24 protein-coding genes are annotated in these 22,662 nt (G+C 47.4%); 14 read left to right on the forward strand and 10 right to left on the reverse strand.

Annotation, left to right across the window (positions count from 1 at the left end):
• Positions 1 to 20 precede the first annotated feature (20 nt).
• Complete coding sequence (locus tag MHI54_RS12225; RefSeq protein ID WP_095214127.1) at positions 21 to 1,571, forward strand: glycosyltransferase; 1,551 nt, start codon at positions 21 to 23, stop codon at positions 1,569 to 1,571.
• Between the two features lie 149 nt (positions 1,572 to 1,720).
• Positions 1,721 to 2,452 (forward strand): WecB/TagA/CpsF family glycosyltransferase, encoded by a 732-nt coding sequence (locus MHI54_RS12230; RefSeq protein ID WP_340081585.1) that lies wholly within the window; start codon positions 1,721 to 1,723, stop codon positions 2,450 to 2,452.
• Between the two features lie 36 nt (positions 2,453 to 2,488).
• Here the strand turns inward: MHI54_RS12230 and tagH are convergent, their stop codons facing one another.
• The 3 genes from tagH to MHI54_RS12245 form a co-directional block, all read right to left on the reverse strand.
• Positions 2,489 to 3,277 carry a teichoic acids export ABC transporter ATP-binding subunit TagH gene (tagH, locus tag MHI54_RS12235; RefSeq protein ID WP_095214125.1) on the reverse strand — a complete coding sequence of 263 codons (789 nt, stop codon included), beginning with the start codon at positions 3,275 to 3,277 and terminating at the stop codon, positions 2,489 to 2,491.
• Between the two features lie 16 nt (positions 3,278 to 3,293).
• Positions 3,294 to 4,124, reverse strand: coding sequence for an ABC transporter permease (locus tag MHI54_RS12240; RefSeq protein WP_340081587.1), 831 nt, complete (start codon positions 4,122 to 4,124; stop codon positions 3,294 to 3,296).
• A 160-nt stretch (positions 4,125 to 4,284) separates the two neighbouring features.
• A complete protein-coding gene (locus tag MHI54_RS12245; protein WP_340081588.1) occupies positions 4,285 to 5,646 on the reverse strand; it encodes an LCP family protein in 1,362 nt (453 codons plus the stop codon).
• Positions 5,647 to 5,939: 293 nt separating this feature from the next.
• Here MHI54_RS12245 and MHI54_RS12250 point away from each other — a divergent pair, with 293 nt between their 5' ends.
• The 6 genes from MHI54_RS12250 to MHI54_RS12275 all read left to right on the forward strand — a co-directional run bounded on the left by MHI54_RS12250 (position 5,940) and on the right by MHI54_RS12275 (position 11,863).
• Entirely contained in the window at positions 5,940 to 6,167 is a 228-nt protein-coding gene (locus tag MHI54_RS12250) for a DUF1659 domain-containing protein (protein WP_095214122.1), read from the forward strand.
• Between the two features lie 26 nt (positions 6,168 to 6,193).
• On the forward strand, positions 6,194 to 6,403 hold the full coding sequence (locus MHI54_RS12255) for a DUF2922 domain-containing protein (RefSeq protein WP_340081591.1): 210 nt from the start codon (positions 6,194 to 6,196) through the stop codon (positions 6,401 to 6,403).
• 61 nt (positions 6,404 to 6,464) lie between these two features.
• Positions 6,465 to 6,599, forward strand: a complete 135-nt coding sequence (locus MHI54_RS12260; RefSeq protein WP_095214120.1) for a YvrJ family protein — start codon at positions 6,465 to 6,467, stop codon at positions 6,597 to 6,599.
• 519 nt (positions 6,600 to 7,118) lie between these two features.
• A complete protein-coding gene (locus MHI54_RS12265) occupies positions 7,119 to 9,182 on the forward strand; it encodes a choice-of-anchor I family protein (protein ID WP_340081593.1) in 2,064 nt (687 codons plus the stop codon).
• Positions 9,183 to 9,289: 107 nt separating this feature from the next.
• Complete coding sequence (locus MHI54_RS12270; RefSeq protein WP_095214118.1) at positions 9,290 to 10,216, forward strand: AEC family transporter; 927 nt, start codon at positions 9,290 to 9,292, stop codon at positions 10,214 to 10,216.
• A gap of 351 nt (positions 10,217 to 10,567) precedes the next feature.
• Positions 10,568 to 11,863, forward strand: coding sequence for a citrate:proton symporter (locus MHI54_RS12275; RefSeq protein WP_095214117.1), 1,296 nt, complete (start codon positions 10,568 to 10,570; stop codon positions 11,861 to 11,863).
• An 849-nt stretch (positions 11,864 to 12,712) separates the two neighbouring features.
• Here the strand turns inward: MHI54_RS12275 and MHI54_RS12280 are convergent.
• Together MHI54_RS12280 and MHI54_RS12285 are read right to left on the reverse strand one after the other, a co-directional pair.
• Positions 12,713 to 12,913: a DUF2536 family protein gene (locus MHI54_RS12280; protein ID WP_095214116.1), complete on the reverse strand. Its 201-nt coding sequence runs from the start codon at positions 12,911 to 12,913 to the stop codon at positions 12,713 to 12,715.
• A 39-nt stretch (positions 12,914 to 12,952) separates the two neighbouring features.
• Positions 12,953 to 13,834 carry a GNAT family N-acetyltransferase gene (locus tag MHI54_RS12285; RefSeq protein WP_340081595.1) on the reverse strand — a complete coding sequence of 294 codons (882 nt, stop codon included), beginning with the start codon at positions 13,832 to 13,834 and terminating at the stop codon, positions 12,953 to 12,955.
• A 154-nt stretch (positions 13,835 to 13,988) separates the two neighbouring features.
• Here MHI54_RS12285 and MHI54_RS12290 point away from each other — a divergent pair, with 154 nt between their 5' ends.
• From MHI54_RS12290 to MHI54_RS12305, 4 genes are all read left to right on the forward strand, one after another.
• Positions 13,989 to 14,858, forward strand: coding sequence for an ROK family protein (locus MHI54_RS12290; RefSeq protein WP_340081596.1), 870 nt, complete (start codon positions 13,989 to 13,991; stop codon positions 14,856 to 14,858).
• Positions 14,855 to 15,112 (forward strand): YciI family protein, encoded by a 258-nt coding sequence (locus tag MHI54_RS12295; RefSeq protein WP_095214113.1) that lies wholly within the window; start codon positions 14,855 to 14,857, stop codon positions 15,110 to 15,112. The genes MHI54_RS12290 and MHI54_RS12295 overlap by 4 nt, the downstream gene beginning before the upstream one ends.
• A 71-nt stretch (positions 15,113 to 15,183) precedes the next feature.
• On the forward strand, positions 15,184 to 16,173 hold the full coding sequence (gene galE, locus MHI54_RS12300; protein ID WP_340081597.1) for a UDP-glucose 4-epimerase GalE: 990 nt from the start codon (positions 15,184 to 15,186) through the stop codon (positions 16,171 to 16,173).
• A gap of 94 nt (positions 16,174 to 16,267) precedes the next feature.
• Positions 16,268 to 16,660 (forward strand): hypothetical protein, encoded by a 393-nt coding sequence (locus MHI54_RS12305; protein ID WP_340081598.1) that lies wholly within the window; start codon positions 16,268 to 16,270, stop codon positions 16,658 to 16,660.
• A 21-nt stretch (positions 16,661 to 16,681) separates the two neighbouring features.
• Here the strand turns inward: MHI54_RS12305 and MHI54_RS12310 are convergent, their stop codons facing one another.
• On the reverse strand, positions 16,682 to 17,185 hold the full coding sequence (locus MHI54_RS12310) for a GNAT family N-acetyltransferase (RefSeq protein ID WP_340081599.1): 504 nt from the start codon (positions 17,183 to 17,185) through the stop codon (positions 16,682 to 16,684).
• A 111-nt stretch (positions 17,186 to 17,296) separates the two neighbouring features.
• Between MHI54_RS12310 and MHI54_RS12315 the strand changes: the two genes are divergently transcribed.
• Positions 17,297 to 18,166, forward strand: coding sequence for an SMP-30/gluconolactonase/LRE family protein (locus tag MHI54_RS12315; protein ID WP_340081600.1), 870 nt, complete (start codon positions 17,297 to 17,299; stop codon positions 18,164 to 18,166).
• Between the two features lie 35 nt (positions 18,167 to 18,201).
• Here MHI54_RS12315 and MHI54_RS12320 read toward each other — a convergent pair whose 3' ends face one another.
• The 4 genes from MHI54_RS12320 to MHI54_RS12335 all read right to left on the reverse strand — a co-directional run bounded on the left by MHI54_RS12320 (position 18,202) and on the right by MHI54_RS12335 (position 22,072).
• Positions 18,202 to 18,330 carry a hypothetical protein gene (locus MHI54_RS12320; RefSeq protein WP_340081601.1) on the reverse strand — a complete coding sequence of 43 codons (129 nt, stop codon included), beginning with the start codon at positions 18,328 to 18,330 and terminating at the stop codon, positions 18,202 to 18,204.
• Between the two features lie 5 nt (positions 18,331 to 18,335).
• Positions 18,336 to 19,433, reverse strand: a complete 1,098-nt coding sequence (locus MHI54_RS12325; protein ID WP_340081602.1) for a hypothetical protein — start codon at positions 19,431 to 19,433, stop codon at positions 18,336 to 18,338.
• A gap of 202 nt (positions 19,434 to 19,635) precedes the next feature.
• Positions 19,636 to 20,643 carry an acyltransferase family protein gene (locus MHI54_RS12330; protein WP_095214107.1) on the reverse strand — a complete coding sequence of 336 codons (1,008 nt, stop codon included), beginning with the start codon at positions 20,641 to 20,643 and terminating at the stop codon, positions 19,636 to 19,638.
• Positions 20,644 to 20,713: 70 nt separating this feature from the next.
• Positions 20,714 to 22,072 (reverse strand): MATE family efflux transporter, encoded by a 1,359-nt coding sequence (locus tag MHI54_RS12335; RefSeq protein WP_340081603.1) that lies wholly within the window; start codon positions 22,070 to 22,072, stop codon positions 20,714 to 20,716.
• Between the two features lie 187 nt (positions 22,073 to 22,259).
• Here MHI54_RS12335 and MHI54_RS12340 point away from each other — a divergent pair, with 187 nt between their 5' ends.
• Complete coding sequence (locus MHI54_RS12340) at positions 22,260 to 22,610, forward strand: hypothetical protein (RefSeq protein ID WP_340081605.1); 351 nt, start codon at positions 22,260 to 22,262, stop codon at positions 22,608 to 22,610.
• The last annotated feature ends 52 nt before the right edge of the window (positions 22,611 to 22,662 follow it).

The raw sequence follows: 22,662 nt of genomic DNA on the forward strand, positions 1-22,662 counted from the left end.
CATACCAGTAGGAGGAAAAAATGATGAAGACCCCTATATTCGTGTTCAATTCACTGAATGTGGAGCGAGGCGGCCTGACGAAAGCAGTGATGAAACGGGCGAATATTCTCGCAGACCATTACGGGAAAGTTGTTTTCTTCACACTGGCTTTTCAGCAGGACCACAAGAATATCATCGAAAAGCTGTATAAATCCGGACAGTTGGATAGAAGAGTGGAAGTAAGGAACCATTATACGGATCTCTTGCATATCAGCAAAGTCGATGACCCGAAGGAAGCATCCGTTGAAGTAGGGCAAATGCATAAGATACAGGATAAAAATAGCAAGCAGCTTGCTTTTCGTTATTATGAGGACGGCATCTATAAGCAATATCGCCGTTTCAATGGAGACGGAACGCTGAAGCTGATCGATTATATGGATGAAAGCCGCACCCGATTGCGCCGGGAGGAGTATTTACGTGATGGCCGCCTTGTGCGGACAAGTCATATGGATAAGCTGACGAATAAGCCTAAATTACACCGTTATTTCCTGGAAGATGGTACATGCCGCATCACCGTTTGGGTGAATCCATCCGGCAGCGAAGGCAGGGTCATCGTTTTCGGTGAGGAAGATATCGAATATGAATCCATCCATCATGCATATGCTGCCTGGATCGATAAAGCGGTACGGGACTATGAGGAGCCAGTTCTCATGTCCGATTCAAGGAAGACGGACGAAACAGTCCTGCTCGTCAACGCAGATGCGGAGAAAATCGCTGTCGCGCATAACAACCACTTTGAGCCGCCTTATGATGAAAGTGCGAAAACGAAGAAATCCTGGAAGCATTTCGTGGAAGGCATCAATTCCTTCGATCATGTGGTCTTCCTGACACATGAGCAGGAGAAGGATATCACCTCTCGCTATGATGTCACGACGAAGCTGCATGTCATTCCGCATGCAGCTCCTGCAACACCAGCTGCCAAGCTTGCATATCAGCCGAAGGTGGCTGTCACGCTGGCTCGTTTTGAAGGCCAGAAGCGGCTGGATGAGGGAATTGCAGCGTTTAAGCATGTCGTGGAGGAGATTCCGGATGCGGAGTACCATATCTATGGCTTTGGACCGCTGGAAGAAGAGCTGAAGGCTCAAATCAAGCGTCTTGGCTTGGAGGGGAATGTGAAGCTGTTAGGCTTCTCCTCTGATCCGGCAGCTTCCTATCAGTCCGCTGCCTGCACCATTTTGACGTCCGATTTTGAAGGTTTTGGTATGGTCCTGACAGAGACACTGGCTGCTGGTACTCCTGCAGTAGCTTATGATATCAAATACGGACCCAAAGATATCGTAAGAAATGATATCGACGGTTATCTGGTCAAAAAAGGCGACCAAAAAGCGCTTGCCGAAAAAGTGGTGGCCATCATGAAGGACCGCGATCTTCGTGACAGACTTTCAGCCAGGGCGACGGAAGTCATCGAGCGATTCAGTGAAGAGAGCTTCAAGAAGGATTGGGTCGAAATGTTCGGTCAAACCTACACGCCGACAGAGGATGACAAGCCGACGGAGAAGAAACGATCGTTCTTTGGATTTGGCCGTAAATAATGAAAACAGCCGGTATATTACCGGCTGTTTTCTATTTGTGTAAATTCTATGTGAATAATTGTAAAGTTTCTGTTTTCATGGCATAATGAGTAGGTCTATCATACGAAGATTCCTACCAGATGGTTTGATCTTGAAAGGTTGTTACAAGTGTGTCAAATCAAGAAATCGTAGAAATAATGGATATTCCTTTCAATAAATTAACGCAAAAAGAGCTATTGCAGCAGCATCTCTACCCGCGGATCGATTCCGGGGAACGCACGTATATCGTGACTGCCAATCCAGAGATCGTCATGCAGACAAGGGAAGATGCAGCGTATAAAAAAAGCGTCAAAAGCGCTGATTATATCATTCCGGATGGAGCCGGGGTCGTCATTGCTTCCAAAATGCTCGGCAGCCCCATCGAAGAGCGCGTCACCGGCTTCGACCTGATGTTCAAGCTGCTCAGTTATGCCGAAAAGCATAACCTCAGCTGTTATTTCCTTGGGGCCAAACAGGAAGTGAATGAGCGGGCCGTAAACCGGGTACGCTCCCAGTATCCTGGTATCCGCATCGCAGGAAGCCACCATGGCTATTTCAGCGAGGACGAAGACGCATCGGTGGCAGGGCAAGCGGCGGCTGCAAAACCGGATTTGATTTTTGTCGCAATGGGGTTCCCAAGGCAAGAGAACTTCATCGCAGCGAATCAGCATCTGTTCGAAAAAGGTGTATTCATGGGTGTCGGCGGTGTATTCGATATACTGGCCGGTGAAATGAAACGCGCACCGCGAGCATGGATAAAACTGAATTTGGAATGGCTATACCGTCTGATCAAGCAGCCTTTCCGCTGGAAACGAATCCTTAAGGCATTCGAATTCATGTTCCGTGTATTGATACGCAAATAAAAGACCGAAAGGCATATGATTGCCTTTCGGTCTTTTTTAGTTGGATGAGCCTGCGATGGCACGCTCGCGATATGCTTCTTTTTCTTTCTTGGACATCTTCTTATATTCGTTGAGGAATTGATCGTATCTGGGGATGACTTCATCAATGGAGCCATATTCCCGGACTTGTCCGAATTCCAGCCAGAGGATTTTATCGCAGAACTGTTTCATCTGTCCGAGCGAGTGACTGACGAATATCATTGTCTTGCCCCTGTCCTTGAATTCATGCATTTTAGCAAGGCTCTTCTCGGCAAAGGCTTTATCTCCTACGGACAAAGCTTCATCGATGATCAGAATGTCAGGGTCGATATTGACAGAGATGGAGAAACCAAGACGTGATTTCATCCCGCTGGAATAGTTTTTCACCGGCTGGTCGATAAACTTCTCCAGCTCGGCAAATTCGATGATCTTCGGTTCAAGCTCGGCAATTTCCTTTTTGGTCAAACCAAGCATCAAGCATTTCAGCTCGATGTTCTGCCTGCCTGTCAAATCACCCTTCAAGCCTGCAGAAACAGCAATCAAAGCCGCCTCCCCATTCAAGGTGACAGAGCCGGTCGTCTCCGGCACGATGCCGGCAATGATATTGGAAAGTGTCGATTTACCGGATCCATTGATGCCGATGAATCCAACTACATCGCCTTTTTCAGCTGTAAAGCTGACATTGCGCAAGGCGTAGAAGTCTTCCCCGTATTCTTTGGGGAAAATGATATCCTTGATACGATCCGAGCTTTTGCTATATAACTTATATTTTTTGCTTACATTTTCAACGATGATTGATTTATCCATAAAAATCCCTTTCTAATTAGAGAAAGTCGATAAAGTGTCTTCTGAAACGGACGTGCAAGGCAGCACCGATCATGAAGATGATTGCAGTGACTACCCAGAAATAGATGGTGTATTCCCATGAATTAATGAAATACCAGCCATTCTGCCCCATCAATGACGCACGGTAGCCCTCGACGAGATAATAAAGCGGATTAAGCTTCATCACTATAACCAAGGGATCAGGAAGCTTGTGGGAGACCCAAAGGATAGGCGTCAGATATAACACCATTCTCAGAGTAGCTTGCAGAAGCAGCTGGATATCCCGGATAAGGGTTGTAAGAGTCGTCATAAGCAGCACGAATGCATAAGTGAATGCAAAGGTCGCAATCATGAAATATGGTAACTGCAGCATATAAATGCTGATTGGATAACCAGTGATTTGCATCAGGATTATTGTCAAAACTACGAGTATCAGATGTGGATAGAACTTAGAGAAAATCGTGATATTTGGAATCACGCTCATCGGAAAATTCATTTTTGATAACAATCGCAGTCTGCTATAGATTGATTTAGCACCCTGGGTTGCTGCCGGCTGGAAAAACATCCAGATGATCAGACCAGAAACGAGCCAAGGGAAGAAGTCGAAATAGCCGCCTGAAGGATTAGGGATCTTACGTCCTTCACCACCGCTGATCAAATAACCGAAAACAAGCCAGTAGATGGCGATTTGAATAACAGGGCTGATTATTTCCCAAGCCAATCCGAGATAGTTGGCATTATTGTTATTCCTAAGTTCATAAAGCGAAATACGTCGAATGAGATGAAAATGCTTGAATTGTTCTTTTAGAACAGTGATTGCTGATTTCATGAGAAAGTCCTTCCTGCTAGGATGTTCTTTTGTTCAGACCTCTTAAATTATACTAGCAACAACCTTAGAAAACAATTTTAATTTACATTGGCTTTACAATGGAGCGTAAGGCATCAAAAGGAACTGCCACCCGGTAAGAAGGGTGGCAGTCTTGTTTTGGTTATGGCGTTGTCGCAGTTCCTGTCGAACCGACTGAGGTACTGTCATTTGTGCCGGTACCTGTCGAATCATCGTAGGTCGAACCGCTGGAACCGCTGGTTGTACTGTCGGAGGCACCTGTATCATAGCTCGAAGTGCCGCTTGATTCTGTGCTGCCATCTGTAGCAGAACCAGTGCCGGTCGTTCCGGCAGATCCAGTGTTTCCAGTCGTTCCAGTGGTGCTGTCAGTCGTCCCGGCATCAGAACTGCTGCCGGTCGTGCCAGTGCTGTAGTCGGTTGATCCGGTGCTTCCGGTAGTACCGTCGCTTGTCGTCCCGGTACTGTCAGTGGAAGGATCTGTTGTACCATCCGTTGTTCCGGTACTATCATAAACCCCGCTGCCATCTTCCGTTTCCACGCTATCGGTGTCCACTTCCTCGGGCAATCCGAGATGTTCCCGAAGCTGCTTCTGGACATCTGCGAGGGAAGTTGGGTCGACCTGGTAGTACCAGATGCCATCGGATAGTTTTCCGCCGGTGCCGTCCAGATTCAAGGTGTTGATCGTCAGGTCATTGCTTGTGCCGTAAGAGATGAAGCTCTTGATCTGGTCGAATGTCAGGCTTGTGCTCAGGTTGTCCCCTACATCCTGAATCAAATCGTCATATTTGAATACCGAGCCGGCAGATGATGCTTTCGTTATCATGGCCTTGATGATCTCCTGCTGGCGCTTTCCGCGTTCGATATCATTATCATAATGGCGGGTGCGCGCAAGGGCCAATGCTTCTTCGCCATTGAGTTCCTGCAGACCAGCCTCCAGGTGGATGGCATCTTTCTGGTCCTTCGAGTTCTGCTCATACAGCTCGTATGGAACATCCACTTCTATACCGCCTAGTGTATCGATGATATCCATGAAGGCGTTGAAGTTGATTTCAGCATAATAATCCACTGGGACGTTAAGGAAATTCTCGACGGTTTCCACACTGGCCTGGGCGCCGCCATATGCATGCGCATGGGTGATTTTCGTCTTGCGGTTCACTTCAGGTACATAAACGTATGAGTCGCGCGGGATGCTCAGGAGATCGACGCTGTGCTCTTCCTTATTGAAAGTGGCAAGGATCATCGCATCGGAGCGGGAATTCGACTCATCACGTGTATCGCTGTCATCCACCCCCATGAATAGAATCGATACATTATCCTCGACGGGATCGACTGCTGCATCGCGCAATGCCGATTTATCCCGCGCATCGTCGACATGGGCATTCTGGATCGCATTGGCTGCAGAGGTCCATAGATGTGCAGCATATGCAGCGCCTCCGGCTCCAAGGATCAGGATCGGGATGAGCAGAAGCATCAAAACTCGTTTTTTATTTACTTTTTTCTTCACTATTCGCCTGGGAGGCTGCGGTTGGTAAGGTGACCTTCTCGACATGATTAAACTCCTTTTTTTACTGATATATCTGAATGTTTATTCATTGAATTGCTGGTGAAGTCTACCTATAATCAGAACATGCTAACCTTAATTGTACTATGAAACAGTTACAACGTAAAATTACTATTATATTACAAGGACATCCCGCTTGCAGCTGGGAAAGTGCGGGGCTGATGACCTTTTTTCTAAACTTTTTCCACACTTTTTTGGGGCGCATCCCGATTATAGCTGTGAAAGGAGGGAGGAATATGGCAGTCATCGCAACACATGATAATACACGCCTCAGCATTGTTTTTTTCGATGGCACCGATCCGGAGACAGGCAAGGACAAATACAAAACAAAATCTTTTAACAACATCAGGCTTGATGCGACACCGGATGAACTGCATGCATTCGCGGATGCATTAGTACCGCTGCAGCAGCGGGAATTTTACGCAGTGGAAAAGAACGACCACTCCATTCTGCGTCAAGAGTGATTCGACAAAAAAAGGAGGAATGATGCATGAAGAAACTGGATCTGCAGTTTTTGAATGAAGAGGGCAAGACAGTGACCATCAGCCTGGAGCAGCCAGTCGAGCCATTCGACGAGGCGGCGATCAATCAGGCAATGGACACTGTCATCGCACAGAATGTCATCTCATCGAGCGGCGGAGCGCTTGTCTCAAAAAAAGCAGCCCGCATCGTCGATCGGACCGTACAGGAAATATTCTGATCCATAAGGAGTGCGTGCTCAGGGAGCTGCACTCCTTTTTTATGAGAAAGGAGGCGTTCCGATGGAACCATGGCTTGCAATCATAAAGGAATTCGGATTCCCGGCCGCTGTGACCTTCTATTTGATGCACCGGATCGAAACCAAACTGAATACGCTGATTGCTTCCATCCATAGTCTGCCGGAGAAGCTGAAGTGAACTGTGTTTAATGATATCGGGACCGCAAATGACTTTACTGACATCCCTCTGGAAAGCAGCGAGTTGCACTGGAAGATTGACGGATGTTGTGCAAGAAAGCAAATAGGCCCTACAATGTAAAAAATGAATATAACTAAAGAGAATCCAGATCCAAGCCTATAATTGATGTAAGAAAATCCTGCCGTTGCTGTGGAAAGGAAGGACCAATGATCCTTAAGGAAAATGATTTCTTTGTTGGTTTGTGGAAGGCCATTCTGGTTTCGGGCCTGTTTTATGCAGGTCTGCTGTCCATGTATTTTCTGTTCACGAGATAATCGTCTGTGCAGAGCGATCAGGTGCTGAAATGACTTATCTGCGGGCGGTACCGTATTAAAAAATGTTCGAAGGATGCCATTGAATCGGCATCCTTTTTTTGCCCTGCAACATTACAAAATCTTCATGTATATTTAACAGCAGCTTCACGGCTGTAAGCTATGATGACAATCATACATATTCTAATGATGGTCGAGGTGGCAGAAATTGAAGCGTTGGAAGAAATGGACAGCCATGTCGCTGGCGGCGGCAAGTTTGACGATACCGGCCGTAGGGCATGCAGAAGACCTGAAAGCCTACAGCCAAGATCGAGGACAAGCACTTCAAGTAGAACAGATTGGCCGCTATGACAGCGGCAGCGGGATTGGAGAAGGCGGTACGGAGATTGTTGCATATGATAGTAAGACAAAACGCGCTTTCTCGGTGAATGGGGCAGCGAGAGCTTTGGATATTTTGGATTTAAATGGATTGAAAGAAGGAAATGAAGAGATTCCGCTGCTTAAGCGTGTTCCGCTTGAATCATTCGGAGTGAGTGCTTCTGATGTAACGAGTGTCGCCATCCATCCGGAAGGGGAGTATATCGCAGTCGCTGTCCCAAGTGAGGCAAAGACCGATCCGGGTCATGTCGTATTGCTCGATACCGATGGGAATAGACTTGCCAGTGTCGAGGTCGGGGCTTTACCTGATATGGTGACCTTCACGCATGATGGGACGAAGGTACTCGTTGCCAATGAAGGGGAGCCTTCGGATGATTACACTGTCAATCCGGAGGGTTCTGTGAGCATCATCGATGTTGCAGATGGATTGGACAACCTGACAGCGGAAACGGCAGAATTCACTGATGACATCGTGGATGAGGATGTACGCAAAGTAAATCCCGATCCGGAAAACTCTTCATATGCGGAAAACTTGGAGCCGGAATACATAACCGTGGATAAGGATGATCGTTTTGCGTATGTTGCCATCCAGGAAAGCAACGCGATTGCAAAGCTGGATTTACAGTCGAATCGTTTCACGACGGTGAAGAGTCTTGTATTTAAAGATTTTTCCCAAGAAGGGATGGAGCTCGACCCATCCAATAAGGATGATGGCATTCAAATCGACAATTGGCCTGTACTCGGCATGTATATGCCGGATGGGATGACAGCCTTCGAATCAGGCGGGAAGACATATATCATCACCGCGAATGAAGGGGATGCCCAGGATTGGGAAGGCTTCTCGGAGGAAGTCCGAGCAGCTGATTTGGCGGCAGAAGACGCGTTTGCCTTGAATGCAGATTTGTATGAAGGATATACACAGGAGCAGCTCGATCAGCTAGTGCAAAATGGATTGTTCGAGGATGAGCAGTTAGGCCGTCTGAAGACAAGCATCGCGGCACCGAAAAATGCAGATGGAAAATATGAAGCTGTATACGGCTACGGCGGAAGGAGTTTTTCCATTTGGGATGCAGACTCCTTACAGCAGGTGTACGATAGCGGTGCTGATTTTGAAAAAATAACGGCTGAAGCGATTCCGGAGTATTTCAATACGACAAACGATGAGGACAAGCTTGATAATCGCAGTGACGACAAAGGCCCAGAGCCGGAAACAGTCATCACCGGGGAAGTGGATGGGAAAACATATGCCTTCATCGGTCTGGAGCGGACAGGCGGTATCATGGCTTATGATGTGACCAATCCTGCCAGTCCGGCGTTTTCAACATACTTTACGAGCCGGAATTTCCAAGGAGATGAAGCACCCGTGGATGGTGGCAGCGGGGATGTTGCGCCGGAAGGACTGACATATATCCCGGCTGCCGACAGCCCGACTGGCCAGACGCTGCTGCTGGCGGCACATGAGGTGTCCGGAACGATTGCGGCTTATGCATTGGGGGAGAAGCCGGCGGAACAGCCGGAGCCTGTGCCGGAAGAGGAAACTGCACCACCAGCAGCAGAACCGAATGAGCCGGAACCGGAAGAGCCCGCAGAAGAGGAGGATGCACCGGTAAATGAAGAAGAAATGCCGCAAGAGCAAGATGAGTCTGAGCGGGAGGCAGAGAAAGCAGAAGAACCGGCAGCTACGGGAACGGATAATACGACAACAGAGCCGGCATCCGATGAAGAGGCAAGCGCGGAGACAGCAGCTTCCGCGAAATCAGATACGGATGATGAAAAAGGTCAGCCATTACCGAATACCAGCACCAATGCATTCAATTGGATGCTGGGCGGGGCAGCGCTCGCTGCTGCTGGTGTCATATTCTTTGGAATCAATAAGATGCGCAAGCGCACATGAGGAAAAGCAGTCACCGAATGGTGGCTGCTTTTTCGTTTCTTAGCTATAGTGTTTTGAAAATGTTAGCAGTATAATGGCTATGTATTCGCTTACAAAGGAGGGAGCACATGGCTGTATTATCATTGATTTTCTTGGAAGTAATTGCGCCTTTATTGATTCTCCTTGCAGTCGGCATCATCCTGCAGCGAAAATTTTCATTACAGCTGGGGACCTTGTCCAAGCTGCTGACGTATTGCTTCCTGCCTGTGAACGGTTTTATCAATATGTATCAAAGCAGTATGCCGCTTGCTGTGTTCGGACAAATCATTCTCTTTTTGCTGTTGTTCACGACGTTTTCCATTGGTTTCACGGAGATCACAAGCCGGCTGTTCAAGCTTGAACGCGGGGTTGCAGCCACCTATAAGAATAGTGTGGTGCTGATGAACTCCGGAAATTACGGAATCCCTGTCAGTCAGCTCGTTTTCCAGAACAATCCGCTCGGGGTCTCGATCCAGCTGATCGTCATGGTATATCAAAACCTGCTCACCTTTACATACGGTCTTTACAATATGGTGAGTGTAAAAGCACAGGGAAATGCCATTTTGAAGGAACTCATCCGACTGCCGATGATTTATGCCATCATCCTCGGGGTCTTATGTGCGTCATTCCATATAGACATTCCAATCGTGCTTTGGAACCCGATTCAGTCGATCGCGGACGCCTTCCTTGCTGTCGCCTTGATCACACTCGGAGCACAAGTGGCACAAATCAAACTGCAGCGCCCGCATATTGTACTTTATTTGAGTACGGCAGCCCGGCTTCTGATCGGACCTGCCGCAGCCCTGGGCATCATTTACTTATTGGGATTGGATGGTACGGTGGCGCAGTCGCTGTTCATCGCAAGTTCGTTCCCGACTTCACGGAACAGCTCCATTTTTGCCTTGGAGTATAACAATAATCCGGATTTGGCTGCCCAGACAGTATTGATGACGACCATCCTGAGCAGCATAACCGTCACCATTGTTGTATATCTGGCAGGAATCTTGTTCGGATAAGGATATTTTGATAGCGGAAGATAAAAGTTTTAGGAGGAAAGATACAATAGGATTAACAGAAATGGGAATTCGGGATCGATAAATAGTATAACTCAGAACGGAAATATAGGTTATACTATTTAATCTGTGTGAGGCGTTTATTAGGATGCAAACACAGGGGATCTGCCTGGATCTTGGCAGCAAAAGCTGTGACAGGCTTGTTTTGTCTGCTGCCAATGTATTTTCTTACTTAAAAAAGTAACAAAACTATTGAAATCATTTTTGGAAGCGCATACAATGGATGTAATATATTATGCAACGCTGCTTAGGATTTGGGGGAATTGTTTCAGGAGACGATGAGGGGGATTTAGCATGTTAGCTATAATGGGTTTCTTGATGGTCTTTCTATTCATGTATTTGATTATGACAAAAAAGCTATCTGCGTTAATTGCGCTGATGATCATTCCAGCGATTTTCGCTGTACTGACAGGGCATGCCTCTGAATTAGGGGAGATGTCACTCCAAGGCATCACAGACTTGGCACCAACCGGTATCATGCTATTATTCGCGATTCTTTATTTTGGAATCATGATTGATGCAGGTTTATTCGATCCAGTCGTCGGCCGCATTTTGAAAGCGGTCAAAGGGGATCCGACGAAGATCGTCATCGGTACGGCTGCGCTTGCACTTGTCGTATCCTTGGATGGGGATGGGACGACAAGTTATATGATAACGGTTTCTGCGTTCTTCCCGCTGTATCAGCGGCTGAAAATGAATCCGCTCATCCTGCCGGCAATTGCGGTCATGTGTGTGAGCTTGACCAATATGGTGCCATGGGGCGGACCGACTGCGCGTGCTGCGGCTGCCTTGAATGTGGATGTAGGCGATGTGTTCGTTCCGCTAATCCCGACTATGATCGGCGGGGCAATCTGGATATTCTTCACTGCATTCATCCTGGGTCGCCGGGAAAAGAAACGTCTTGGTGTCGTTACATTCGATGATGCAGAACGGCGCACTTTGCAGCAGCAGGCTGCCACGGTCGATGCTTCGCTGAAGCGGCCGAAGCTTCTATGGGTCAACTTTGCACTGACAGTTGTCTTAATGTTCGGTCTAATCAAGGGCATCATGCCGCTGCCGGTATTGTTCATGCTAGCATTTGCCGTTGCCATCACAATCAACTATCCGAACCTGAAGCAGCAGAAGGAACGTATCGCCGATCATGCCGGCAACGTACTCGCCGTCGTTTCCCTCGTATTCGCTGCCGGTATTTTCACGGGTATCCTATCCGGCACCGAGATGGTGGATGCAATGGCATCCAGCCTCATTTCCATCATTCCGGATTCATGGGGACCAGCATTCAGCATCATCGTAGCAGTCACAAGTATTCCCTTTACGTTCTTCATGTCCAATGATGCGTACTATTTCGGGGTTGTACCGATTCTTGCAGAAGCCGCTGCCAACTATGGCTTCTCGGCAGCTGAAATCGCGAGGGCATCCCTGCTTGGGCAGCCTGTCCACTTGCTCAGCCCGCTTGTACCAGCAACCTATTTGCTGGTCGGGATGTCGAAGGTCGACTTCGGGGAATTCCAGCGATTCACGATCCTGTGGGCGACAGGAACTGCATTTGCCGTTATTGCGGTGGCTATCGTAACGGGGATAATATTCTAGGAAATATAAAAATACCGTCCGGAATGGACGGTATTTTAGTGAGAAGCTTTTGCCGGGCCTCTGCCTGCGCCTGCGGCTTGTCAATCGGCCAGTTTTCTTTATACTTTCAGGGATAAAACTTTAACAGAAAGCAGATTCGACGCAGGTAAAGTTTTTAGGAAGAAAGTATAAGTGCAACTAGGCCTCTGCCTGCGCCTGCGGCTTGGCAGTCGGCCAGTTTTCTTTATACTTTCGGGGCATAAAACTTTAACAGAAAGCAGATTCGACGCAGGTAAAGTTTTTAGGAAGAAAGTATAAGTGCAACTAGGCCTCTGTCTGCGCCTGCGGCTTGGCAATCGGCCAGTTTTCTTTATACTTTCGGGGCATAAAACTTTAACAGAAAGCAGATTCGATGCAGGTAAAGTTTTTAGGAAGAAAGTATAAGAACAACTAGACCTCTGTCTGCGCCTGCGGCTTGTCAGTCGGCCAGTTTTCTTTATACTTTCCAGGGATAAAACTTTAACTGAGAGCAGATTCGACGTAGGTAAAGTTTTAAGGAAGAAAGTATAAGTGTAACTAGGCCTCTGCCTGCGCCTGCGGCTTGTCAGTCGGCAAGTTTTCTTTATACTTTCCAGGGTATTTTAACTGAAAGCAAATACCACGTAGTCAGAGCTTTTAGGAAGAAAGTATAAGTGCAACTAGGCCTCTGTCTGCGCCTGCGGCTTGCCAGTCGGCCAGTTTTCTTTATACTTTCCAGGGATAAAACTTTAACAGAAAGCAGATTCGATGCAGGTAAAGTTTTAAGGAAGAAAGTATAAGTGCAACTAAGCCTCTGCCTGCGCCTGCGGCTTGTCAGTCGGCAAGTTTTCTTTATTTCGCTTTAAAATGTGCCACAGCGCTATAAAAGCGGCGGCCGTTTTCGTCTATATGCATATTGTGAGAGACGTGATGGAGCTCCAGCAGGATTGCTTTGTTGTGCTGGATCTGTTCGTTGATTTTCTTTTCCAAGGTGGCCAAGTCATTTGCTTCGAAGAACTCGACTTTGTCTTTCAGCATTTCCAAATCTAGCATGATTTCGTTCCTTTCTATTACAGCTTTCACCCTATTATATTATGCATGGGATATTTCGGGAAACTGGAATACAGCAGGGAGCAGCTCTGGTTTATTCACAAACAAAGTATCACGTTCGGTATGCTTGTGGCTGATAGGCTCCAAATCCGGGAAGGTCGGCGTGAAATGGAAAATGACCTCGGTAATGCCGTCCTGGGCGACGTAATCTTCTATTTGCTTCCAGACAAGCCGGGTCTGGCTGATCACTTCGTATAAGTGCATCGTCTGCCCGATCTTTTTATAAATCAGCAGGGCGGCCGGCTCCAACAGCTCGATGATCTCGATTTCCGGATCATACAATGTGTGGAAGCCGAGGAGATGCTGGGCATCCGATATGTCGAGAATATCCGACTGCGGGCAGCGTTTGCCATAGCGGTCAAGCAGCACGACCATGTCCTGGGGATTGGCAGCAGGCTGAAGCTTGCGATAATCCGGAACAGGACGGAGCTCAGGGGACACTGGAATGGAAAACAAATATTCCTCGACAGCAGTGAAGCCAAGCTTCCCATAGAATCCTTCCATCCCTGGCCGGGAAAACAAATAAATCAAATCGGTCTCATCCTCATATTGCTGGATGACACGCTGCAGCAGCTTGGTAGCCAGGCCTTGATTCTGATAGCCAGGGTCTGTCATGACAGTGCCGATCTGGATTGCCTTCCTTTTCTGTTTGTGGATATGTACTGTGAGCGCGCTTACAGAAACATTTGCAACGATCTGTGCATCGTCTGCGAAGGCATGTGTATGATAGCGCTCATTCCACAGACCGCTTTCATATAATAATTCAAAATCGAAGCCGAAAGTTTTTCTGGCTAATTTATTAAAACTTTTACGTAAATTCTGTTCATGTGCAAATGCAGTTACTGCTTGCAAAGCAGTCATCATGCATCCCCCATTTCTGACAAACTAATCTGGATTTTAAGATTATTAATATTTCTATTTTATAATAATTTTCGTAATTGTACAGTCTGCGCTATCTGTTGACGCAGAAGGAGAAAACTTCCATAGTAGAATAAGAGAGACGAATGAGGTGATAGTTTTGCGATATGGAGCTATTGAAGCTGGCGGTACAAAATTTGTTTGTGCTGTCGGAGATGAGCATGGGAATGTGGAGGAACGAGTCTCCTTCCCTACAGCAAAACCGGAAGAAACAGTCCAGCAGGTGCTCGGCTTCTTCCGTGATAAACAAATCAAAGCGCTGGGTGTCGGTGCTTTTGGACCGGTCGATGTGAAGGAAGACAGTCCTGGCTATGGTATGATCGGCAACACACCGAAGCTGGAGTGGAAAGATTATCCGCTGCTGTCTGAGCTCAAAAGCAGGCTGGGCGTGCCGGTCAAGCTGGATACCGATGTGAATGCAGCTGCTTTAGGGGAGTATATGCACGGGGCGGCAAAAGATGCCGGAAGCTGCTTGTATATCACAGTCGGGACAGGCATCGGGGCCGGAGCCATCGTCAACGGGGAAACGTTGCGGGGCTTTTCGCATCCGGAAATGGGTCATATGCTGATCAGACGGAGTCCGCATGACGCCTACCCGGGGAAATGTCCGTATCATCGTGATTGCTTGGAAGGCCTCGCCGCAGGCCCTGCCATCGAGGCCCGCTGGGGGGAGAAGGCGCAGAAGCTCTATCACCAGGAGGAAGTCTGGCAGATGGAAGCCTTTTATTTGGCGCAGGCAATCATGAACTACACCTTGGTGCTAAGCCCGGAAAAAATCATCATGGGCGGCGGCGTCATGAAGAAGGACGGGCTGCATGAGATGATCCAGCAGGAGCTGGAGCAGCTTATGCATCAATATGTCCCGCTTCCGGAAAATTACCTCGTCCCGCCTGGATTAAAGGATGACGCAGGTATCGTCGGAGCACTCATGCTGGCAAAAGATGCTCAACGAATAGAGGGATCAGGATGAAGTACTTCGCAGCATTTCTGAAAATGGAGAAGCCGGAATTGAACCAGCAATACCGCCAGGCGCATTTGGATTTCCTGGCCGATATGGATGAGAAGGGGTATATCTTCGCCAGAGGGGCATTTGCTGACGGCGCAGGCGGTCTGGTTATCTATCAAGCAGCGGATGAGGCCGAAGCGAAGCGATTGGCTGAGCAGGATCCATATTTGATCAATGGCGTCCGCAGCTTGGAGCTGCATGAATGGAATAAGGTCTAAACTTTACCATTTCTGTAAGTGAAAGCATGCTATAATTTAATTGATAATTTAGGAGAATCGAGGGATATGCTATGAAAGTGCTAGTTACTGGCGGTGCCGGCTATATCGGCTCCCACGCGGTGGCCAGACTCCTGGAAAAAGGACATGAGCCTGTAATCATCGATAATGTGATGACCGGCCATTTGGCAGCAGTCAACAAGAATGCGGTCTTTTATGAAGGGGATCTTCGCGATGCAGCATTTTTGGATGATGTATTTGCGAAGGAAAAAGTCGATGCAGTCGTCCACTTCGCTGCCAGCTCCCTTGTCGGGGAATCAGTCGAGGAGCCGCTGAAGTACTTCGGCAATAACGTCTATGGTATGCAGGTCCTGCTGGAAGCAATGCGCAGGCATGACGTCAAAAAAATCGTCTTCTCTTCCACAGCTGCTACATATGGAGATACGAATGTCGTTCCATTGACGGAGGATTTGGATACGAACCCGGAGAGTCCTTATGGCGAGTCCAAGCTGATGATGGAAAAAATGATGAAATGGTGCGACAAAGCTTACGGTATCAAATTCGTCTCCCTGCGCTACTTCAATGTCGGCGGAGCACATCCGGACGGAAAGATCGGGGAAGATCACAGCCCGGAAACACATTTGATTCCGATCATCCTGCAAACAGCACTCGGACAGCGGGAATATATCACCATCTTCGGCGACGATTATCCGACAGAGGATGGAACATGCATCCGCGACTACATCCATGTCATCGACTTGATCGATGCCCATCTGCTTGCTCTTGAATATCTGGATGATGGCGGCAAGAGTGATATCTTCAACCTCGGCTCCAGCCAAGGCTTCTCTGTCAAAGAGATGATCGACGTTGCCCGCACCGTCACGGGCAAAGAAATCCCGGCCAAAGTCGGTCCGCGCCGAGCTGGCGATCCGGCAGTCCTGATTGCCAGCTCTGATAAGGCGAAGGAAATACTGGGCTGGAATCCAACGCGCACGGATATGAAGGACATCATCGGTGATGCCTGGAGATGGCATCAGAACCGGCCGAATGGTTATGATGCATAAAATGACACAGCAAAGAACTGCCGAATGATTTCGGCAGTTCTTTGTCTTGCACGGAGTCCATCGGCAGTGACTTTATGGAAAAAGGGGATATAATATGCATGACATTACAACAATCGAACTCATTTTGGAGGATTTCACAAGTTTCATCATACCTTCTGCATGCATAACAACATTGCAGCTGAGCCACAAAGAGCGTCATCCAAGCAATGACCATGGCGATAAAGTATTAGGCTGGCGTGCAGATGGTGTGGTATTGGGATTGAGCAGTGCAGTCAATGTCCCGACGATCATCCAAGGGAGCAAGGTTATGATGCCTTTTGACAGAATAAGAAAGTATGAAGATATAACCCATATCCAAATTGACTATATACATGGGAAATCAGATTATATAACTGTGCCATGGCCTGGAGAAAGCGATATAAGCAATGATATACAGCACTCCATTGTGAATCAGGAGAATGGTGATTTAGAGATTGAGATTGGATAGCATTCGACTTCCCCTCTCTCCTTACCGTGTATAACGGTAAACCAACACATCTTTACCATAGCGTGTCATCGTTTTCCACACCACCATCCCTATTTTCTCCGCAACCCGGCGGGACGCCATATTATCAGGGAAAATCAATGCAATCACACGCGCTTTATCCAATTGATGAATGGCTGTATCCTTAAACGCTGCAGCAGCCTCGGTGGCAAACCCCTTTCCCCAATGATCCGGAGCGATCCAATACCCGACTTCCAGCTCCATCACACCATCGATTTCCTGCGGGACCAATCCTGCATGGCCGATTTTCTCACCTGTGTCTTTCTCGATCAAAACCTGCAGACCCAAGCGATCATCCCCTTTTGTGTGGGATAAATTCCAGTTGAAAAACAAGCGGGCGCCTTCCTTGGTCCTTGGTCTTCCATTTCCGATATAACGGACAACCCTCGGGTCGCCCACCAAGCTTTCCAGGAAAGTCATATCGTCCGAGGTATAAGGACGGATGAGCAGTCGTTCGGTTTCATGCATATTTCAGCCTCCTTTTCGTCGTTTCATGCTTAGAAAACATCGATTCAGGTAATAGGTAATATAGTGATATGATAACTATAGCAGTTCATACATAAAAAAGGAGTGAGGAAAGTGGCAGAAGCGACATTATTGATCGATGCGAAGCAAAGTCTGGCAGAAGGACCTTTTTGGCGGGAAGAGACAGAGGAACTGTATTGGGTCGATATCAACGGCAAGGCCATCCATGCTTACAATACGAAGACGAAGGAGCATCGGGAAATCCCGGTCGATCAGAAAGTTGGCGCGGCTATACTCAAGAAGGATGGCGGCATGATCCTGGCAATGGAAAACGGGATTTATGAAACGGATAGCGAACTGAAAGCAAAAGTGCTGCTTCATAGCCCGGAGACTGACAGACCCTCCAACCGCTTCAACGATGGCAAGGCCGATCCATACGGCAGACTTTGGGCAGGAACGATGCCGGAAAAAGGAAGCGGTTATAAAGGGGCTTTTTATCGGATGGAGCTGGATCAGACGCTGACCCGCATCATTGATGGCATCGGGAATTCCAATGGGCTTGCCTGGAGCCCGGATCACAAGTATTTTTATTACATCGATACACCGACAGGCGAGGTGCAATGCTTCGATTACGACGGAGAGAAGGGGGAAATCAGCAATCCGCGCACAGCTGTTTCATTCCAGGATGGAAAACCGGACGGCATGACGATCGATGAAGAAGGCAAGCTATGGATTGCCCATTACGGCGGCTCCAAGGTCTCGCGCTGGAATCCGGAAACAGGCGAGCGGCTGGAAGATATCCATCTGCCGGTCACCCAAGTGACAAGCTGCACCTTCGGCGGCCCGGAACGGAAGACATTATATATCACGACAGCAAGACAGAACCTGACCGAAGAGGACTTGGAAAAGCAGCCCCTTGCTGGCGGCATATTCGTATACGAGACCGATGTTGTCGGAGCACCCAACTATCGATTCGGAAAATAAAAGAACCGGCGGATGCCGGTTCTTTGTTTTTGGTATTAGAAGTCCGTAAGCGCAGGAGCATTAGGTAAAGAGCCTTTTACAGCTTGATCAGAGAATGAATAACCTGCTACTGAGCTAACTAGGGCAGCAAGTACTAGAAATGCGGCGATGCGTTTCTTTGTCATTATTATCACCTCCTTGAATGGAACATGACGATATTATTCTGATACCCCAAAGCTAATCGGTAATAGTAATTAGCTTTTTCAAAGTTCTTTTCATTACTGTAATATGTTGCGATTTCATCAGCGTATTTTTGCAATTCATACATACGGTTATGTTCTTTGAAATACTCTATTGCGCTTTTTAAGGTAGAGATGTAGCTGTTTGGATTAAAGTTAGCAGCATAGAGTATTTGGAAATGCCAGTAGTAATCTTGGTCATTCTCCTTACCGACTCGCTTCAATCCTATCTCGCAAAGTTCTGCACCTTTTTCGTTTTTTCCTTCGGCAAATGCAATTTTCGCCAGGAGGTATACACTGGATATATAATCGTCAAAATTCTCATGTGTCAGCGTTTTTTCCAAATAACGCTTGGCGGCTGAGTAAAGACCTTTATTTTCATAGAGCAAACCAAGGTTATGATAAATACTCATCTGAACCATTATATTCTGTTTTGTATTGGTATCCTGTAATGCGGAATGCAGGTATTCTTCCGCTAAATCATATTCACCCATATCGATATAATTAAGAGCGATGAGATTCTTCATCCGTGTCAGCTTCTTCTCATAAGCTGGATACAGCTGATAGATATAAATCGCCTTCTCCGCGTAGATAGCGGATCGATTCGTATAATCCAGATAATAAAGCGCAGAAGCAAACAGATCGAAGAATTCCGCTTTTTCTATTTCATCGTGGATATAGCCGAGATAGGATTCGACTTGTCCATATTCTTCGATGGCATTGTAATAGTCTTTTGTCGAATAGAGATACATGCCTTTGAATAGGTGCAGGTAATAGAGATGTTCTTCTTTGAGGTAGGGGGAGAATCCTTCTACTTGGCTGATGAGTTTTTCGGCTTCCGCGTGATTCTTGCAGAGAATATGATGGCGGCTATGGATCAGAAGTGCCAGCTTGACGACGTCGTCATTCGCTTCCCCTTTCGCGAGCTGTTCGGATACTTCCGCTTTCAGCTTTTCCGCTGCTTGGACTTTTTTCAATTTGATGTTCATATACCACAAATTGAGCAGTTCCCTTAGCTCTTCTGAGTTGAATGTGACGTCAGAACGCATCAGTTACACTCCCTAGTCTGTAAGTTTTTGCCTATTACAAGCATAGCATGTTTCCTGGCGGATTTTTATTGGGAAAGTAGGTCGAATTTTGCGACATTAATAAGCTGTTTTCCGTCATGGATATACTTCCTCAGGAAAGCTGAGCTATAATCTGCTAGACATAAAAAGGCCTCCGTCCATTGGAAACGGAAGCTGATGGATTTTAAGAAACGAAAGGCTCCTTCTTTCTTACAGCCTGTGATTTTGTAAGCCGGGCCAGGAATAGGAAGGAGAGAATGGAAGACTTTTGGAATAGGACGCCGATTAGTAAAGGGATGCCTATACCGATGATGGTGTACGGTATGACCCCGTATCGAAGATCAAATAGCATCGCGATGAACATATTCACTGGAACATGGAGATACATGATGGTGACAGTGCGGACGCCCAATCTGCTGATCCAGCCAAACAGTCCATGGCTTGCAATCCGGACGCATACAGACAAAAGCAAAAGGACAAATGATAGGGGGATGATCAGATCCAAAAATATATGGTGGAAGATCCTATACTTCAGGTCGAGCTGAAATATAAATACCCCGAAATAATCCAGTGCAAGGAATGTACTGGAAATAAGGAAGCAGACAAGCAGCACTTTCCAATCCGCCATCCATTTTTTGATCCATGTCTTGCAGTAATAACCTGCTGCAAAATATGCTGCAGTTACAAGCGCGACATCCATATTAAGGGGGAAGGCCATGTCCGGGAAACAGGCTGCCAAAAGATGTGCCAATACATAGCCGCCTCCAATACAGCTTACTTGGATTGCAAGCGTATAGCGGAGCACATATCCGAAGAACAGCCGAGTCAGTAATAGGCAGGTGATGAACCAGAAGACAAGATGTGCGCCTTCCAGGATCTTTCCCCCATAAAGGAATTGGATGGACGTGTGTAACAGGTAGTCAATGGATGGATGAAAAACAAGGAATGATAAAATGAACAAGATACCGTATGAGGCATAAGGGATGAGCAGTTTCTGCATTTGTATCCTGCTCCATGCTTTATAGTTGAAATCCCCTGCGTATTTGAAGATGAGTCCGCTTACAAAAAAGAAAAAGGGCATACGGAACCAGGCTAGAAAGTGGTTTACTTCCAAGTGCCCGGAATGCCCGATCACAACCAAGATGATGCTCAATCCTTTTGCAATATCAATCCAATTTTCGCGATTGCTCATCGATTTAAGGCTCCCTATGGACTTTTACATAAAGTATACAGTACATGTGATTTTCGTTCCATATGGTGCTTCATGCAAGGTGCTGTGTCTCTTTGCGCTGGATGAACCGCAGCCGCAAGAAGAAGCCGATCGCAGCACAGGTCAGTCCGAGTGTGATGCCGACCCAGAAGCCGAATGGTTCCAATGTCGTGAAGCGGGACAGCAGATAGCCGCTCGGCAGACCGACGATCCAATAGGAAATGAAAGCAATGATGAACGGGATGGTCACATCCTTATAGCCGCGCAGCACACCTTGAAGGGAGGCCTGGGCTGCGTCGGAAAACTGGTACATGATCGCAAACAGCATGAACTGCATGGCAAGCAGGACGACAGTGCGATCAGAGGTATAGAAGTAGCTGATTTGTTCCCGGAAAAGGAACAATAGCAAGCTCAAGATACCGATGATGACAAGAGCGGAACCAACACCAAGGATAGCGTATTGTTTTGCATGGTCCATCCGGCGGGCTCCGACTTCATAGGAGATGACGATCGTCATGCCGATCGAGATGCTGAGCGGCACCATGAACATCAATGTCGTGAAGTTCAGCGCTGTCTGATGGGCGGCGATGACTGTCGTATCGAATAACGAACCCATCAGCAAGGTGACGACACTGAAGATACTTGCTTCAAAAAACGTACTGAGCCCCATCGGCACGCCGATTTTCAATTGTTCCTTCCAAGCCTGGAAGGAAATCTTATACCAGCGGACGAACAAATGATGCGTGCGCATTTCCTTCAGCTTGAATGTCAGGAATACACTGGTACCGAAGATGAACCAATAGGTGAAGGCTGTAGCATAGCCAGCCCCTGCCCCGCCTAGCTCGGGGAAGCCGAAGTTCCCGAAAATAAGCAGATAATTCAGCAGCGCATTGATGGGCAAGGCCATCAGCAAAACCGTCATCGATACTCTTGTGTAGCCCTGGGCATCAAAGAAATTACGCAAAACGGCACTGGCAAACAGCGGAATGATCCCGATTGCGAGTCCATGCAGATAATCCGTTGCCACAGTATGTACATCCGCACTCAAATCCATGATCCCGAGCACTGGCTGGAGTGCAAATGCCCCGACGAACAGCACAACCAACGAAATCAAGATTGCCAAATAAAATCCTTGCATGACTGTCCGTCCGACATCGCTGCGGCGGTTGTTGCCGATCAGCTGCCCGACCATCGGCGTGATGGCCAGCATGATGCCGGTCAATCCCGTATAAACGGGCATCCAAAGGCTCGACCCGACAGCCACACCAGCCAAATCATCCGTCCCTGCCCGGCCCGACATCATCGTATCCAGCACCGTCATGGCATTGTAGCTGATCTGCGTCACCAGGATAGGCCATAATATGTGAAAGAATAAAGACGCTTTTTCGCGTAACGTGTTCGTAGGATACATCTGTCCTCCTCCTGTTGTCAAAAAAAAGTGAAATCACAGCAACTAGTGTAACATACCCCCTGATGTAAAGCACTTTTGCTCTGGTGCTAAAGTTTCAGAAAGCCTGTGGATAAGTCGTTTGATTTTCAGCTGGGAGGGTACATAATAAGTAACAGCATCTGCCCAGACAGGAAAGGAGTGGTAAGAAATGACTTACCCTTCATTGACGTTAAGCGTGCAGGATTTTGTCGAGCGAACAAAAAGAGGCTCGTCCATCAATGATAAATATTTTTTCGTTTTCAACCGCAAACCGATTGTGGCGAAGATAAATATAGGAAGCCATAAGATCGAAATACCCGATCTGCATGATATTGTGCTCGAGAAAGGGAAGGATGGCAAAAACAGCCTATTCTTCATGCCCCAATCCTTCATTTATGAAAACCCGAAAGCCAAGCGGACATTGGACGATATGCCCCGCATCATCCTGGAAGGAAAAGAACTATCGATGTCGATGGAGCAAAATGAAGAAGCCTACACAATGACGATCACCATTCGTTAGTGTAGGCTTTTTTTATATCTTGATGGAAATATGACAGAAGAAGGATATCCGG

It is taken from the genome of Terribacillus sp. FSL K6-0262 (assembly GCF_037977385.1).
Taxonomy (GTDB): Bacteria; Bacillota; Bacilli; order Bacillales; family Amphibacillaceae; genus Terribacillus.